The 16,146-nt window shown below is 65.5% G+C and carries 13 protein-coding genes; 6 read left to right on the top strand and 7 right to left on the bottom strand.

From position 1 onward, the window contains the following. Positions 1-31 precede the first annotated feature (31 nt). Entirely contained in the window at positions 32-1,096 is a 1,065-nt protein-coding gene (locus tag AC0L3A_RS01235) for a LacI family DNA-binding transcriptional regulator (protein ID WP_007592219.1), read from the top strand. Between the two features lie 9 nt (positions 1,097-1,105). Here AC0L3A_RS01235 and AC0L3A_RS01230 read toward each other — a convergent pair whose 3' ends face one another. The 3 genes from AC0L3A_RS01230 to guaB form a co-directional block, all read right to left on the bottom strand. After that, positions 1,106-1,396 carry a hypothetical protein gene (locus AC0L3A_RS01230; RefSeq protein ID WP_354161479.1) on the bottom strand — a complete coding sequence of 97 codons (291 nt, stop codon included), beginning with the start codon at positions 1,394-1,396 and terminating at the stop codon, positions 1,106-1,108. A gap of 150 nt (positions 1,397-1,546) precedes the next feature. Further along, a complete protein-coding gene (locus AC0L3A_RS01225; RefSeq protein WP_473253429.1) occupies positions 1,547-2,569 on the bottom strand; it encodes an NADP-dependent oxidoreductase in 1,023 nt (340 codons plus the stop codon). Positions 2,570-2,824: 255 nt separating this feature from the next. Beyond that, on the bottom strand, positions 2,825-4,315 hold the full coding sequence (gene guaB, locus AC0L3A_RS01220; RefSeq protein ID WP_007592224.1) for an IMP dehydrogenase: 1,491 nt from the start codon (positions 4,313-4,315) through the stop codon (positions 2,825-2,827). Positions 4,316-4,705: 390 nt separating this feature from the next. Here guaB and AC0L3A_RS01215 point away from each other — a divergent pair, with 390 nt between their 5' ends. Continuing rightward, positions 4,706-6,196 carry an MFS transporter gene (locus tag AC0L3A_RS01215; RefSeq protein ID WP_473253428.1) on the top strand — a complete coding sequence of 497 codons (1,491 nt, stop codon included), beginning with the start codon at positions 4,706-4,708 and terminating at the stop codon, positions 6,194-6,196. 104 nt (positions 6,197-6,300) lie between these two features. Here the strand turns inward: AC0L3A_RS01215 and AC0L3A_RS01210 are convergent, their stop codons facing one another. Continuing rightward, positions 6,301-6,987: an RlmE family RNA methyltransferase gene (locus tag AC0L3A_RS01210; RefSeq protein ID WP_007592230.1), complete on the bottom strand. Its 687-nt coding sequence runs from the start codon at positions 6,985-6,987 to the stop codon at positions 6,301-6,303. A gap of 1 nt (position 6,988) precedes the next feature. Beyond that, positions 6,989-8,056 carry a Ppx/GppA phosphatase family protein gene (locus tag AC0L3A_RS01205; protein WP_219683305.1) on the bottom strand — a complete coding sequence of 356 codons (1,068 nt, stop codon included), beginning with the start codon at positions 8,054-8,056 and terminating at the stop codon, positions 6,989-6,991. A 211-nt stretch (positions 8,057-8,267) separates the two neighbouring features. Between AC0L3A_RS01205 and AC0L3A_RS01200 the strand changes: the two genes are divergently transcribed. Beyond that, a complete protein-coding gene (locus AC0L3A_RS01200) occupies positions 8,268-10,640 on the top strand; it encodes a xanthine dehydrogenase family protein molybdopterin-binding subunit (RefSeq protein ID WP_473253427.1) in 2,373 nt (790 codons plus the stop codon). A 173-nt stretch (positions 10,641-10,813) separates the two neighbouring features. On the opposite strand, the gene AC0L3A_RS01195 is transcribed toward AC0L3A_RS01200, so the two are convergent. Next, positions 10,814-11,614, bottom strand: a complete 801-nt coding sequence (locus tag AC0L3A_RS01195; RefSeq protein ID WP_473253426.1) for a hypothetical protein — start codon at positions 11,612-11,614, stop codon at positions 10,814-10,816. Between the two features lie 140 nt (positions 11,615-11,754). Between AC0L3A_RS01195 and AC0L3A_RS01190 the strand changes: the two genes are divergently transcribed. From AC0L3A_RS01190 to AC0L3A_RS01180, 3 genes are all read left to right on the top strand, one after another. Beyond that, a complete protein-coding gene (locus AC0L3A_RS01190; RefSeq protein ID WP_007609125.1) occupies positions 11,755-12,252 on the top strand; it encodes a YaiI/YqxD family protein in 498 nt (165 codons plus the stop codon). Between the two features lie 8 nt (positions 12,253-12,260). Further along, positions 12,261-14,066: an ABC-F family ATP-binding cassette domain-containing protein gene (locus tag AC0L3A_RS01185; protein WP_354127916.1), complete on the top strand. Its 1,806-nt coding sequence runs from the start codon at positions 12,261-12,263 to the stop codon at positions 14,064-14,066. Between the two features lie 64 nt (positions 14,067-14,130). After that, positions 14,131-15,210, top strand: coding sequence for an alanine racemase (locus AC0L3A_RS01180; RefSeq protein ID WP_473253425.1), 1,080 nt, complete (start codon positions 14,131-14,133; stop codon positions 15,208-15,210). Here the strand turns inward: AC0L3A_RS01180 and AC0L3A_RS01175 are convergent, their stop codons facing one another. Beyond that, a complete protein-coding gene (locus tag AC0L3A_RS01175) occupies positions 15,211-16,113 on the bottom strand; it encodes a LysR family transcriptional regulator (protein WP_007592243.1) in 903 nt (300 codons plus the stop codon). Positions 16,114-16,146: the final 33 nt, after the last annotated feature.

Genomic DNA, 16,146 nt, shown 5'->3' with positions numbered 1-16,146 from the left:
TTTCCGGATCATGCTCTAGCCTCGGGATTCGATGACCGATCCGGCAAAGCCGACCTATGACGACGTGGTGCGCATTCCGGCGCCGCCCGGCCGCAGCAGCGCGACCGGACGGCCGCCGCGCATCGCGGAGGTGGCGGAGCGCGCGGGCGTTGCGCCGATCACGGTGTCGCGGGTGCTGCGCCATCCCGAGAAGGTCAATCGCGAGACCCGCGAGCGTATCCTCGAAGTGATCGAGGCGACCGGCTATGCGTCCAACCCGCACGCGCGCGCGCTGCGCTCGGGCCGATCAAACGTGGTCATGGCTTTCGTCTCCAACATCCTCAGCCAGCAGTTTGGGCTGGCGGTGCGCAGCTTCGCCGCGACGCTGGAGCCGGAAGGCTTTGAAGTGCTGATCGGCCAGACCTCCTACTCCTATGCCAAGGAGGTCGCGATGATCCAGTCGCTGCGCGGCATCCGGCCTGCGGCCGTGATGTTCACCGGCGTGATCGAACTCGAGGAGAATCGCGCCGCGCTCGAAGAGCTCGGCATTCCCGTGATCGAGACCTGGGCGTTTCCGCGCGATCCCATCGACATGCTGGTCGGCCTTCCCAACGCCGATGCCGGTGCGATGGCGGCGCGAAGGCTGGCTGAGGCCGGGCATCGCCGCGTCGGTTTCATCGGACGCAGCGTTGGGCGCGGTGCGCTGCGCCGCGACGGTTTTCGCGCGGCCGCGGCACAGCTCGGGCTCGAGATCATCCATGAGATCGGTGTCGGCGAAATCACGGGGCTCGTCGACGGCCGCGCCGCCTTCACCGCCCTGCTCGACCGCGGCGACCGCATCGATGCCGTGTTCTGCGCCAACGATCTGCTCGCGACCGGCGCACTGATCGAGGCGCGCGGCCGGGGCCTGTCGGTGCCGCGCGATCTGGCTGTGCTCGGCTTCGGCGACAACGACGTCGCCGATCAGATCACGCCCGGCCTCACCACGATCTCGTTCGATGCCGCGGCTGTGGGGCGTATCGCAGGCGAACTGCTTCTGGCGCGCCTGACCGGCGCGCCACGGCCCGAGCAGCGACTTGCGGTCGAGCTGTTCATGGTCGAGCGCGGCAGCGTCTGAACGCGCGGATCAAGCGACGCTCTTGAGATCCTGCTGGATCGCGGCAAGCAAGGACTGCAGCGCGTCGCTGTTCACCGGTTTGGCCCCGGTATTGGCGGGCTGAACATTGGCAGGCCGCGCAGCTTTGACCGGGCGCTTGGGGAATGGCGGCGTGGGTGTCGGCATCGCGGATTGCGCGAACACGTCCTCGGTGTGAACGAACTTGCCATGGATGACGTCGTCGCGACGGCCCATGACAAACATCGTCGCCCAATAACCGGCGGCCACAAGGATTACGCAGAAAACAACAAGCTCTAACATCATCGCACCTGAAATATGCGCAATGATTCAATGCCTTCGCGGGCCCGTCAATGAACCGACGGTCACACCTGCGGCTTTTACGGGCGGGTGTGGCCGATCGGTCACTCTTTGTTAACCATATCCGGTCCCCGAGGGGGCCGAAGAGGCGGATCAAGCCCTATCCGGCCCGACCCGCACCAATTGCTTGCCGAAATTGGCTCCCTTCAGAAGCCCCATGAAGGCCCCGGGCGCGCTCTCCAGGCCCTCGGTGACGAACTCCTTGTACTTGACCTTGCCCTCGCGGACCCATCCGGACATGTCGCGCAGGAAGTCGCCATGGCGGGAGGCGAAGTCGGAGACGATGAAGCCGCGGAAGGTCAGCCGCTTGGTCAGGGTCGCGCGCATCATGCTGGCGGCCCATTTCGGCGGCTTCGCTTCAGTGTCGTTGTAATGGGCGATGAGGCCGCAGACCGGCACGCGCGCGAACGCATTGAGCAGCGGGAAGACCGCCTCGAACACGGCGCCGCCGACATTCTCGAAATAGACGTCGATGCCTTTCGGGCAGGCCTCCTTCAGCTTCGCCGCCAGATCAGGATCGCGGTGATCGAGGCAGGCATCGAAGCCGAGCTCCTTCACGACGTAATCGCATTTGTCCTTGCCGCCGGCGATTCCAACCGCGCGTGCGCCCTTGATCTTCGCGATCTGTCCCACGGCCGAACCGACCGCACCGGAGGCACCGGCGACGACGACGGTCTCGCCCGCTTGCGGCTTGCCGATATCGAGCAGGCCCGTGTAGGCGGTCATGCCGGGCATGCCCAGCACGCCGACGGCCGTCGAGATCGGCGCGAGCTTCGGGTCGATCTTGTTCAGCCCCTTGCCGTCGGAGATCGCGTGCGTCTGCCAGCCCGCGCGCGAGAGTACGATGTCGCCCTTGGCGAAGTTCGGATTGTTGGAGGCTGCGACCTCGCAGACCGTACCGGCTTCCATCACGCCGCCGACCGGCACCGGGGTCGCGTAGGACGGACCGTCGCTCATGCGCCCGCGCATATAGGGATCGAGCGAGAGCCAGATCGTGCGCAGCAGGACTTCGCCTGCGGCGGGCGTCGGTACAGCGAATTCCTCGATGCGGAAATCGGACGGCTTTGGCTCGCCGACGGGACGCGCCGCGAGAACGATGCGTTTGCCTTGGGACATGTTGGCTTCCTCCTGATTATGCTTCGGCGCGAACGGAAGCGGAGGGAGCGGAGCACGTCAATACAAAAGCGACGGAGCGTAGTTGCAGGACAGCGCCGCAAATGGAGTTTGGTACACACCAACCGCGCCCTCGCTGTCATCGCCCGACTTGATCGGGCGATCCAGTATTCCAGAGGCGGTCGTGGTTGAGCCGAGAGGCCGCGGCGTACTGGATGCCCCGGTCAAGCCGGGGCATGACAGCGGAATGTGGAGCGCCTAACCCCCGCCCGGATAGTTCGGCGCCTCGCGCGTAATGGTGACGTCGTGGACGTGGCTCTCGCGCAGGCCCGCGCCGGTGATACGCACGAACTGCGCCTTCTTGTGCAAGTCCTGGAGCGTGCCTGCACCGACATAGCCCATCGCGGCGCGCAGGCCGCCGGCGAGCTGGTGCATGACGTTGCCGACCGGGCCCTTGTAAGGCACCTGGCCTTCTATGCCTTCGGGCACGAGCTTGAGCGTGTCCTTGATGTCCTGCTGGAAGTAGCGGTCGGCCGAGCCGCGCGCCATCGCGCCGACCGAACCCATGCCGCGATAGGCCTTATAGGAGCGGCCCTGCCACAAGAACACCTCACCGGGCGTCTCATCGGTGCCGGCGAGCAACGAGCCGACCATCGCGATGTCGGCACCGGCAGCAAGCGCCTTGGCAAGGTCGCCGGAGAACTTGATGCCGCCGTCGGCGATCACGGGGATGTCGGACTTCTTCGCCGCTTCCACCGCATCCATGATCGCGGTGAGCTGGGGCACACCGACGCCGGCGACGATGCGCGTGGTGCAGATCGAGCCCGGGCCGATGCCGACCTTGATGCAGTCCGCGCCAGCATCGATCAGCGCCTGCGCACCCTCCGAGGTCGCGACGTTGCCGGCAACGACCTGCACGGAATTGGACAGGCGCTTGATGCGGTTGACCGCATGGAGCACGTGACGGGAATGACCGTGCGCGGTGTCGACCACGACGAGATCGACGCCCGCATCGATCAGCCGCTCGGTGCGCTCGAAGCCGCTATCACCGACCGTGGTGGCGGCGGCGACGCGCAGGCGGCCCTGCGCGTCCTTGCAGGCCAGCGGATGGGCGACCGCCTTCTCCATGTCCTTCACGGTGACTAGACCGACGCAGCGATACTGCTCGTCGACCACGAGCAGCTTCTCGATGCGGTGCTGATGCAGCATCCGCCGTGCCTCGTCCTGGCTGACATTCTCGCGCACCGTGACGAGACCTTCATGCGTCATCAGCTCGGAGATTTTTTGCTGGCGGTCGGTGGCGAAGCGGACGTCGCGGTTGGTGAGGATGCCGACCAGCTTGCCCGGCGTGGACTTGCCGGCACCGGTGACGACGGGAATGCCGGAGATACCGTGATCGCTCATCAGCTTGAGCGCGTCGTCCAGCGTGGCGTCGGGGCTGATGGTGAGCGGGTTCACCACCATGCCCGACTCGTAGCGCTTGACCTGTCGCACCTGGGCGGCCTGCCCTTCGGGATCGAAATTGCGGTGGATGACGCCGATGCCGCCGGCCTGCGCCATGGCGATCGCCATGCGGGCTTCGGTGACCGTGTCCATGGCGGAGGCCATGATCGGGATGTTGAGCGGAATGGCGCGGGTGACGCGAGAGCGGATGTCGACCTCGCCCGGCATGACGTCCGACAGGCCCGGCTTCAGCAGCACGTCGTCGAACGTGAGGGCTTCGCGAATGCCTTGTTGCACGGTGGCCATGTGCCAACTCCTTCCGCGGCCCTGCCGCAAATAGCTATGGATGAGCGCCGCCCTCGGCGTACCTTGCGGCAACGCCGGAGAATCGGAGCCCATCGGTGGGGTTGACGCGGGTCGATAGCACGGGTGGACGACGAATCAAAGCAAATCGGACCGCCGGCCAGCCATGCACAGGCTTTTTAGGCAAATTCAGCGGGGGATAGCCTCGCGGCGCCTCGTACTGGCGAACGGCGTCCCCGTGCCGGCCGATCATCACGGTCTCCGGCGCGGGCGCACTCACCTCGGGTCACGCAGGATTTAGGTGCTATGCGTCGATCCGCAATGGTCGCGGCCCAATGCCGGTGATAAGCCGCAATTCTCGCCCTTCCGTCCAATTTCCATTACCGATTCATCATGGTCGACAAGCAACGCATCATTCCGCTGATCGTGGCCACTGCTCTCTTCATGGAGAACATGGACTCGACGGTGATCGCCACGTCGCTGCCCGCGATCGCAGCCGACATCGGCACCAGCCCATTGACGCTCAAGCTCGCGATCACCTCCTATCTGCTGTCGCTTGCGGTGTTCATCCCGGCGAGCGGCTGGACCGCCGACCGGTTCGGCGCGCGCATGGTGTTTGCGATTGCCGTCGGCGTATTCATGGTCGGCTCGGTCGGCTGCGCGCTCTCGACATCGGTCACCGATTTCGTGTTCGCGCGCATCCTGCAAGGCATGGGCGGGGCGATGATGACGCCGGTCGGGCGCCTCGTGCTGTTGCGGTCGGTCGATAAGAGCGCGCTGGTCAATGCCATGGCGTGGGTGACGGTTCCTGCCCTGATCGGCCCCGTGATCGGGCCGCCGCTCGGCGGCTTCATCACGACCTATGCGTCCTGGCACTGGATCTTCCTGATCAACATCCCGATCGGGTTGCTCGGCATCTTCATGGCCTTGCGCTTCATCGATCCCATCAAAAGCGAGGAACGAGAGCCGTTCGACCTCTATGGCATGGTGCTCGCGGGCCTCGGGCTCGCCGGCATCGCCTTCGGGCTGTCGGTTGCCGGACTCAATCTGCTGCCATGGAGCACAGTTGCCGCCCTGGTCGTCGGCGGATCAATCTCGATGACACTGTATGTCCTTCACGCGCGGCGAACGGGGTCGCCGGTGCTGGACTTCACGCTGCTGAGGCTGCCGACGCTACGCGCCGCCGTTCTCGGCGGATTCATGTTCCGGCTCGGCATCGGCGCGCTGCCGTTCCTGTTGCCGCTGCTGATGCAGATCGGCTTCGGCCTCTCGCCGTTCAAGTCCGGCCTCGTCACGTTTGGCTCCTCGCTCGGCGCCATGGGCATGAAGGCGCTGGCCGCACGCATCATCCGCGCCTTCGGCTTCCGCAACCTGATGACGGTGAACGCGATCATCAGTGCCGTCTTTCTCGCCGCCTGCGCCCTCTTCACCGTGACGACGCCGCTGCTGATCATCATGATCATCCTGGTGGTCGGCGGCTTCTTCCGTTCGCTCGAGTTCACCGCGATCAACACGGTTGCCTATGCCGAGGTCGAGCAGGCGCAGATGAGCCGCGCCACCACGCTCGTCAGCGTCAACCAGCAGCTCGCGGTCTCGGCCGGCGTCGCCGTCGGCGCTGCGTCCGTCGAGACGACGATGTGGCTCAGCCACGCCAGCGAGCTCAATGCCACCGTGTTTGCGCCGGCCTTCGTCGTGGTCGCGCTCACCTCGGCGGCGTCGAGCTGGTTCTTCTGGCAGATGCCCGCCGATGCCGGTCACGAAGTCTCCGGCCGCAAGGCCGTGGAGATCGCGAGCCGCAAGGGTGCCGGCAAGGGCGCGGCCAAGGCGGCCGTCAAGGCGGCGACCGAGGATACCCAGGACGTGCGGGATCAGCGGCTGGGGTAGCCTATCTCGTCATTGCGAGCGAAGCGAAGCAATCCAGAATCCCTCCGCGGAGACAGTCTAGATTGCTTCGTCGCAAGAGCTCCTCGCAATGACGGAGTTTGTTGCTATTCCGTCGCCCCGCCGCGAAATCCCGTCGCCAGCACGTAGCGCTCCGAGGAATCTGCACGGCTTGCGGCCGGCTTGACGTGACGCACTGTTGCGAAATCGCGCTTGAGCTGGGCGAGCAACTCGGCGTCGGCGCCGCTCTGGAACGCCTTCGCCAAGAAGGTCCCGCCCGGCTTCAGCACATCGCAGGCGAACGCGGCGGCGGTCTCGATCAGGCCGACGATGCGAAGCTGGTCGGTCTTGCGGTGGCCGGTGGTGTTGGCGGCCATGTCGGACATTACGATGTCGGCGCCGCCGTCGAGCATGGCCTTGAGCTTGTCCGGCGCGTCATTGTCCATGAAGTCGAGCTGCGCGAACTCGACGCCGGCGATTTCGGGGATTTCCAGCAGGTCGATTGCGATGACCTTGCCCTTGCCGTCGACCGAGCCGACGCGCTTGGCGGCGATCTGGCTCCAGCCACCCGGCGCCGCACCGAGATCGACCACCGCCATGCCGTGCTTGAGTAGCCGGTATTTGTCGTCGATCTCCAGCAGCTTGAAAGCGGCGCGCGAGCGATAACCCAGCGCCTTCGCCTTCACCACATAGGGATCGTTGAGCTGCCGCTCCAGCCAGAGCTTCGACGACAATTTGCGCTTGCCGTGGGTCTTGACCTGAACGTGCAAGCGGCCGGTGGTGTCCTTGGCCATCTCACCAGCTCCTGAGCGCGCCGTCTTCGCGCATCATCTCGACCAGCATGCCTTCGCGCAGGCCCCGGTCGGCGACGCGCAGGCGCGGCAGCGGAAAGGCGCGGCGGATCGCGTCGAGGATGGCGCAGCCGGCCAGCACGAGATCGGCGCGCTCGATACTGATGCAGCTGTTGGCGGCGCGCTCCTCGTAGCTCATGCCGAGCAGCTTGTTGATAGTCGCGGTGACGTCGGTATCGTTCATCCAGACGCTATCGATGCGGCGGCGGTCGTAGCGCGCGAGGTTGAGATGGATGCCGGCGAGCGTCGTCACAGTGCCTGACGTGCCGAGCAGATGCATGTCGGCGAGATCGCCGCCATGCTGTTCGGCGAACGGCCTGATGTGATGGGCGACCTCGCGCTCCATCGCGGCGTAGATCTCCGGCGTCACGTCGCGTCCGCCGAACTGCTCGGCAAGCGTGACCACGCCGAATGGGATCGACATCCAGGCTTTGATGCGCGGCTCCGGATTTGCGGCGTCGCGCTCGATCCGCACCAGCTCGGTCGAGCCGCCGCCGATGTCGAACAGGATCGCGCCGCGCCCCCTGGGATCGACCAGCGGCGAGCAGCCCAGCACGGCGAGCGCCGCCTCGGTCTCGCGGTCGATCACCTCGAGCTCGATCCCGGTCTCGGCCGCGACGCGGCTGCGAAAGCCTTCGGCATTCGAGGCGGCGCGGCAGGCTTCGGTGGCGATCAGCCGCAGCCGCCGCGCCTTGCGCAGGTTGATCTTGTCGCGGCAGATGCCGAGCGCCACGATGGCGCGCTCGATCGCGGCCTCGCTGATGCACCCGGTTGCCGAGACGCCCTCGCCGAGCCGGATGATGCGCGAGAAGGAATCGACCACGCGAAAGCCGTCGTGGGTCGGACAGGCGATCAGGAGCCTGCAATTGTTGGTGCCGAGGTCGAGCGCCGCGTAGACGCCGGTTCCCGGCGCTTGCGCGCCGACGGCCGGTTCAGTGGCGAACGCCGCCGCCATCGACCCCAGCTCACCGTGCGGCGCAAGGCCGTCGCGGAGCCGCGTGTGGTCATTCATACAAACTGTCTTTCCGCGGCCGGTTAGGCCGAGCTGGAATTGCTTTTTCGCCTGAAACATTAGCAGCGCGCCAATCCTGCGCAACAACGCATCACATGGGACCATGCCCATTCGTGCGTTGTCGTGAACGGGCCGGTGGGTTATTTTTGAGGGGTCCGGCCCCCAGGCGCCCCCCAAAACCGCGCAATTGCCGGCTTTTCAGGTCAATTCCATGCAAGAACACACCAAATCCTCCACGCTCGAAAACGCTATTGCACTGCAAAAATATGGTGTCGGGCAGCCGGTCCGCCGCAAGGAGGACGATACGCTGGTGCGCGGCAAGGGCCGCTACACCGACGATTTCAACTTGCCCGGCCAGGCCTATGCCGTGATCGTCCGCTCGACCCATGCCCACGGCGTCATTCGCGGCATCAACGTCGACGCAGCCAGGGCGATACCGGGCGTGCTGGGGGTCTGGACCGGCAAAGACCTCGATGCGGCCGGCTACGGCCCCTTCACCTGCGGCCTGCCGCTGAAGAGCCGCGACGGCTCGCCCCTGCTCCAGACCAACCGCCAGCCGCTCGCAACCGACAAGGTCCGTTTCGTCGGCGATCCCGTCGCCTTCGTGGTGGCGGAGACGCTGGCCCAGGCGCGCGACGCGGCCGAGGCGGTCGAGCTCGACATCGAGCCGTTGCCGGCGGTGACCGATCCCGAGCAAGCCGCAAAACCCGGCGCGCCGCAACTCTACGACCACATCCCGAACAATGTCGCGCTCGACTACCACTATGGCGATATCGAGAAGGTCAATGCGGCCTTCGCCAGCGCCGCTCACGTGACCAAGGTCGACATCGAAAACACCCGTGTCGCCGTGGTCTCGATGGAGCCGCGCGTCGGCCTTGCCTCCTACGACAAGGAGACCGAGCGTTACACCATCCAGATGCCGACGCAGGGCGTCGCCGGCAACCGCGCCAACCTCGCCAAGAACCTGAAGGTGCCGAACGAAAAGGTGCGCATCCTCACCGCCAATGTCGGCGGGTCCTTCGGCATGAAGAACGTCAACTATCCCGAGTACATGTGCATCCTTTACGCGGCCAAGGAATTGGGGCGGCCGGTGAAATGGCTGGACGAACGCTCGACCAGCTTCTTGTCCGACAGCCACGGCCGTGCGCAGAAGATTCACGCCGAGCTCGCGCTGGACGCCGAGGGGCATTTCCTCGCCGCCAAGCTCTCGGGCTACGGCAATCTCGGAGCCTATATCACTGGCGTTGCTCCCAGTCCGCTCTCGCTCAACACCAGCAAGAACTTTTCCAGCGTTTATCGCACGCCGCTGATGGCCGTCGATATCAAGACGGTGCTGACCAACACCACGCTGATGGGCGCCTATCGCGGCGCCGGACGGCCCGAGGCCAACTACTACATGGAACGGTTGATCGACCGCGCCGCCGACGAGATGGGCATCAACCGCCTGACGATGCGCAAGCGCAACTTCATCAAGCAAAACCAGATGCCCTTCGCCGCGTCCTCCGGCGTCACCTATGACAGCGGCGACTTCCAAGCTGTCTTCAACAAGGCGCTCGAAATCTCCGACCACGAGAACTTTGCCAAGCGCAAGAAGGAGAGCAAGAAGGCCGGCAAGCTGCGTGGCATCGCTGTCGGTTCCTATCTGGAGGTGACCGCACCTCCCGGCGTCGAGCTCGGCAAGATCGTGTTCGATCCCGATGGCTCGGTGCAGCTCATCACCGGTACGCTCGATTACGGTCAGGGCCACGCCACGCCGTTCGCGCAGGTGCTGTGCGAGCAGCTCGGCGTCCCCTTCGACAGCGTCAAGCTGGTGCAGGGCGACAGCGACATCGTGCACACCGGCAATGGCACCGGCGGCTCGCGCTCGATCACCGCGACCGGCATGGCGATCGTGGGCGCCGCCAAGCTCGTGATCGAAAAGGGCAAGCGCGCCGCCGCGCACATGCTGGAGGCATCCGAAGCCGACATCGAATTCGAAGGCGGCAGTTTCACGATCGCCGGCACCGATCGCAGCATCGACATCATGGAGCTGGCCAAGCGCCTGCACGACAGCAAGATGCCGGAGGGCGTGCCCGACAGCCTCGACGTCGATCACACCAGCGAACCGGTGCCGTCGGCCTTCCCGAACGGCTGCCATGTCGCCGAGGTCGAGATCGACCCTGAGACCGGCGTCGTGCAGATCGTGCGCTACAGCGCGGTCAACGATTTCGGCACGGTGATCAACCCGCTGCTGGTCGCCGGCCAGCTCCATGGCGGCGTCGTCCAGGGCATCGGCCAGGCGCTGATGGAGCACGTCCGCTACGACGACAGCGGCCAGCCGATCACGGGCTCGCTGATGGACTACGCCCTGCCGCGCGCCGAGGACGTTCCGAACATGACGGTCGGCGACCACCCGGTGCCGGCCACGACCAATCCACTCGGCAGCAAGGGCTGCGGGGAAGCCGGCTGCGCCGGCAGCCTGTCCACGGTCGTGAACGCGGTGATCGACGCGCTCTCCGACTACGGCATCAAGCACATCGATATGCCGCTGACGCCGGAGCGTGTGTGGCGCGCGATCCAGGATGCGAAGGGGAAAGCGGCGTAAAGCTGCCCTTCTGCCCTCCACACGCACACTGTGATCGCCCGGCTCGACCGGGCGATCACAGTACTCCGAGGCAGCAGTGATTCACGGAGAAGCCGCGGCGTACTGGATGCCCCGCCTTCGCGGGGCATGACACCGAGCTTGGAGCGGTGTACTTGCCTCTCGCCGCCCGCGCTCTACGCCGCCGCCTGCTCGCGCGGCTGGTAGATCGCGGTGTACTGGCAGTGCGCCAGCGGCGTCGTGCCGTTGGCGACCACCAGCGCGTCGAGCTCGACGAAACGGTGACCCTTCTTCTCGTAATTCGCGGTGACTTTGGCCCGCGCGGTGATCTCATCACCGGCGCGTGCGGCTGACAGCAATTGCATGCGGCTGCCGACATGGATCCACGGGCCAAGGATCGTGTTGTCCACCAGCACGCGGTTCATGACGCGCTGGATCAGGCCGGGATGGCCGAGCCCCTCGCGCGCGAAGATCGGATCGGCCTCGCGGACATCAGCGAGATAGTCGGCTGCATCCTGCCCGGCCCAGCGGCGCGGCGTCGTGCCGAGCCATTTGCCGGTTTCGAAGGTTGCCGGGCTGACCGGTTTGCGCTCGGCAATCGCGGGCACCTCGACATAATCGCTCAACGAAACCGCAGGCGCAGTCGCCGGCAGCGACGCCGTCCCCGTCGCGCAGAGCTCGGTGCGGCTGAACACCTCGATCGTGAGCAGGCCGTTGTGTTCGGTCGCATCGACATCGGCGGTCTCGCCGTCATAGACCGGCTTGATGAAACGCGCCTCGATCAACCCGCGCGACAGGAAATCGCGGCCCCAGCGCACCACCGGCACATGCATCATGTAGGCAAAGACATCGACGCCAGGAACCAGCCCGCCGGAAAACCCGAATCGGCGCGCCACTGCATCATCATGCATCTTGTTTTCGGATTGCTTGGCCGTGTTGTAGGCCTCGACACGATAGGTCTCGAGCCGGTTCGGCATGGCTTGGCTTCCCCAAATTCTTATTGTTTCGGGCCGATCGTAGGCCCTGAGGAACCGGGGTCAATCCCCTCGCCTTTGCGGCCCGAATGGGGTACCACGCGGCTGCTGCGGAACCGCTTCGCAAGCCCCATCTACGGACCATGACGAACCCTCAAAACACCACCCGCATCTATGTCGACGCCGACGCCTGTCCGGTGAAGGACGAGATCTATCGCGTCGCCGGCAGGCACGGCCTGCCGGTGAGCGTAGTCGCGGGCAATTTCATCCGCGTGCCCCAGGATCCGCTGATCGAGCGGGTCGCCGCGGGTGCCGGCATGGACGCGGCCGATGACTGGATCGCGGAACGCGCCGGGCCCGGCGATATCGTCATTACCTCGGATATTCCACTCGCGAGCCGCTGCGTGAAGGCCGGCGCCGATGTGATTGCGTCAAACGGCAAGGCGTTCACCGAGGAATCGATCGGGATGACGCTCGCCGTCCGCAACCTGATGACCGATTTACGCTCGGCCGGCGAAGTCACCGGCGGTCCGAAATCCTATTCGCCACGCGACCGCTCGACGTTTCTGTCGACGCTCGACCAAACCATCCGCCGCATCCAGCGCCGCCGCGCCGATCAGGCCGCAACAAGACAGGACTGAGACACCGCATGGCGCCACCGCTGATTCAACTGCGCGATATCAAACTGACCTTTGGCGGCACGCCGCTCCTGGCGGGCGTCGAACTGTCGGTTTCGACCGGCGAGCGCGTCTGCCTGATCGGCCGCAACGGTTCCGGCAAATCGACGCTGCTCAAGATCGCCGCCGGCCTGGTCGAACCGGATGGCGGCAGCCGTTTCGTGCAGCCCGGCGCCACCATTCGCTACCTGCCGCAGGAGCCGGATTTTTCCGGTTTCTCCACCACGCTGGCCTATGTCGAGGCCGGCCTCAATGCCGGCGACGACCACTATCAGGCGCGCTATCTGGTCGAGCAGCTCGGCCTTAGCGGCGAAGAAGATCCGGCGCATGTCTCCGGCGGCGAAGCCCGCCGCGCCGCGCTGGCGCGCGTGCTGGCGCCCTCGCCCGATATCCTGCTGCTGGACGAGCCTACCAACCATCTGGATCTTCCGACCATCGAATGGCTGGAGGGCGAACTGGAGAGCCGCCGCTGCGCGCTGGTGATCATCAGCCACGATCGGCGCTTCCTGGGCAATCTCTCGCGCAGCACCGCCTGGCTCGACCGCGGCCAGATCCGGCAGATCGACCGCGGCTTCAGCGCCTTCGAGGCCTGGCGCGACGAGGTGCTCGCGGAGGAAGAGCGCGACCAACACAAGCTCGACCGCAAGATCGTCAACGAGGAGCACTGGTTGCGCTACGGCGTCTCGGGCCGCCGCAAGCGCAACGTCAAGCGACTCGGCAATCTCCACGCGCTGCGCGACCAGCGCCGCACCCATCGCGGCGCGACGGGCAACGCCAACCTCGCGGCTGCCGAAGCCGACAAATCCGGCAAGCTCGTCATCGAGGCCAAGAATATCAGCCGGTCCTATGGCGAGCGAAAGATCGTCGACGGCTTCTCGATCCGCGTCCAGCGCGGCGACCGCATCGGCATCGTCGGCCCGAACGGCGCCGGCAAGACCACGCTGATCGAGATGCTGACCGGCGGCAGCGCACCGGACAGCGGCAGCATACGGCTCGGTGCCAACATCGAGATGGCGACGCTCGACCAGCATCGGGAAAGTCTCGATCCGAAGACGACGCTGGCCGAGGCGCTGACCGGCGGCCGCGGCGACCATGTCATGGTCGGCGGCAAGCCGAAGCACGTCGTCAGCTACATGAAGGACTTCCTGTTCGCCCAGGAACAGATGCGCACGCCGCTGGAGGTGCTGTCGGGCGGTGAACGCGGCCGGCTGATGCTGGCGCGCGCCCTGGCGAAGCCCTCGAACCTCCTGGTGCTGGACGAGCCGACCAACGACCTCGACCTGGAGACCCTCGACGTTCTCGAGGAAATGCTCAGCGACTACGAGGGCACCGTGATTCTGATCAGCCACGATCGCGATTTTCTCGACCGCGTGGTGACGTCTGTGATCGTGCCCGAGGGCAACGGACGCTGGCTCGAATATGCCGGCGGCTATACCGACATGCTCGCCCAGCGCGGCGCTGACGTGAAGCGCGCGACAGCGAAGGCCGTCGAAGAGACGAGAGAGCAGCGAACCGTCGCGCCTTCCGGCGTCGCGAAGCGACGGTTGACCTTCAACGAGCAACACGCGCTGGAGACGTTGCCCAAGACCATCGCCAAGCTGCAGGCCGAGATCGCCAAGCAGCAGCGCTTCCTTGACGACCCCGATCTGTTCCGGAAAGATCGCAAGCGCTTCGATCAGGCCTCCGACGCTCTGACGAAGGCGCAAAAGGAACTGGCCGAGGCCGAGGACAAATGGCTGGAGCTCGAAGTGCGGCGCGAAGAGATTGAACAGGCCTAGCGTGCATTTCGCAAAAGTGGGCACCGCTTTTGCAAACGGGATGCGCGCCAACTCAGAGACTTCCATGACAACGACCCTTGCCGCCAAGATCGCCCGCGAATACGGCACGCCCTGCGCCGTCATCGACATGGACAAGGTCGAGCACAACATCGCGCGGATCCAGAAGGCCTGCGACGACGCCGGAGTTGCCAACCGTCCCCACATCAAGACGCACAAGAACCCCACGATCGCGAGGATGCAGATCGCGGCCGGCGCGAAGGGCATCACCTGCCAGAAGCTCGGTGAAGCCGAGATCATGGTCAATGCCGGGATCGACGACATCCTGATCAGCTACAATTTGCTCGGCGAAGAAAAGATGGCGCGGTTAGGGGCGCTGCAGGCGAAGGCCAACATGACGGTCGCCGCGGACAATTCGACCGTCGTTGCCGGCCTGCCCAAGGCCGCTGCGGCCTCAGGCCGACCGCTGTCGGTCGTGGTCGAATGCGATACCGGCCGCAAGCGCGCCGGCGTCGAGACGCCCGCCGAGGCGATTGCCCTGGCGCAGGAGATTGCCGCATCCAAGGGACTGCAATTCGCCGGCTTCATGATGTATCCGACCGAGACCGGCTGGGCCGACGCACAAAAATTCTATGACGAAGCTCTGGCCGGCGTGCGCGCACACGGGCTGGATGCAAAAATCGTCTCGACCGGCGGGACGCCGAACCTGAAGAACCTCGGCAAGCTCAAGGGCGGCACCGAGCATCGCTTCGGCACCTACATCTACAACGACCGCATGCAGGTCGCGGCCGGCGTCGCCACCTGGGACGACTGCGCGCTGCACATCTATTCGACCGTGGTCAGCCGCGCCGCGCCTGAGCGCGGCATCCTCGACGCCGGCTCGAAGACTCTGACGACGGACACCGGCGGCCTCGACGGCCACGGCCTCATCCTGGAGCACCCCGAAGCCAAGATCGCACGCTTCGCCGAGGAGCACGGCTTCCTCGACCTCTCCCGCAGCAACACCCGGCCGAATGTCGGCGACATCGTGCGGGTCGTGCCAAATCATGTCTGCGTCGTCGTCAACATGATGGACGAAGTGGTGATGGTGCGCGGCGAGGAGATCATCGGCACGCTGCCGGTGGCGGCACGGGGGAAGCTGAGGTAGCTAGCCCCCGATCAGTGCCTGGAGTTCCCGGACCAATCCATCGCGGAAGAGTTTGATCGGCCGCTCCAGCCGACCGGCGGGGGCGCGATGCACCACCCATGCGCGCACCGCGGGTTTGAAGTCGCGCGCAGCGACCGGCTTGAGCTTGTCGCGAAATGCGCTGCGTTTCAGGGCGATCGGGGTGACCAGCCCGACGCCGAGACCACGCGACACCAGCGACAGGCGAAGCTCACTATCCAGCGCCTCGACCGCGATGTTGAACGGCAGATGCGAGGCATCGAATTTTCGCTTCAGCGTATCGCGAAATCCACAGCCATCCTGGTTGATTACCCACGACAGTTGGGACAGCCGTTCCAGGTCGACGGTGCGCGGGATCTTCATCTCTCGTGCGACGACGAAGACGACGGGCTGCGCGCCGAGATCGTCGGCCGCGAGATCGGCGGGCGGCACTGCACCGTCGGGGAGACAAATCGCGGCCGCATCGAGCTCGTTGCGGCAGACACGCTCGAGCTGGTTCGGCGACCAACCGGAGACCACCCGCACCGCCAGCGCGGGAAATTCGGCGCGCACCGCATCGAGTGGTGCGGTCAGGCCCGCCTCCGAGAGAAACGGCGTCAGACCGAGCCTGAACTCGCCGCGAACCATTCCGTCGTTGGCCACGCCCGACTTGAGGTCGTCCAGCATCCTGAGCAGGCGCCTGCCCTGCTCGTAGGCTTCATGGCCCGCCGCCGTCGGCTTCAGGGGCTTCGAGAGCCGATCCAGAAGCTGCGCCCCCAGCATCTCCTCGAGATTCTGGATACGTCGGGTCACGCCAGGCTGGGTGAGATTGAGACGCGCCGAAGCTGCGACAATCGATCCGGTCTCGACGACGGCGACGAAAGCGACGAGGTCATGGGTATTCATAACAAACCCGCATATTCTTTATCGGCTTATTTG

The sequence above is a fragment of the Bradyrhizobium sp. MI1.3 genome (genome assembly GCF_055811695.1).
This window is presented reverse-complemented; position numbering and strand designations above follow the sequence as displayed.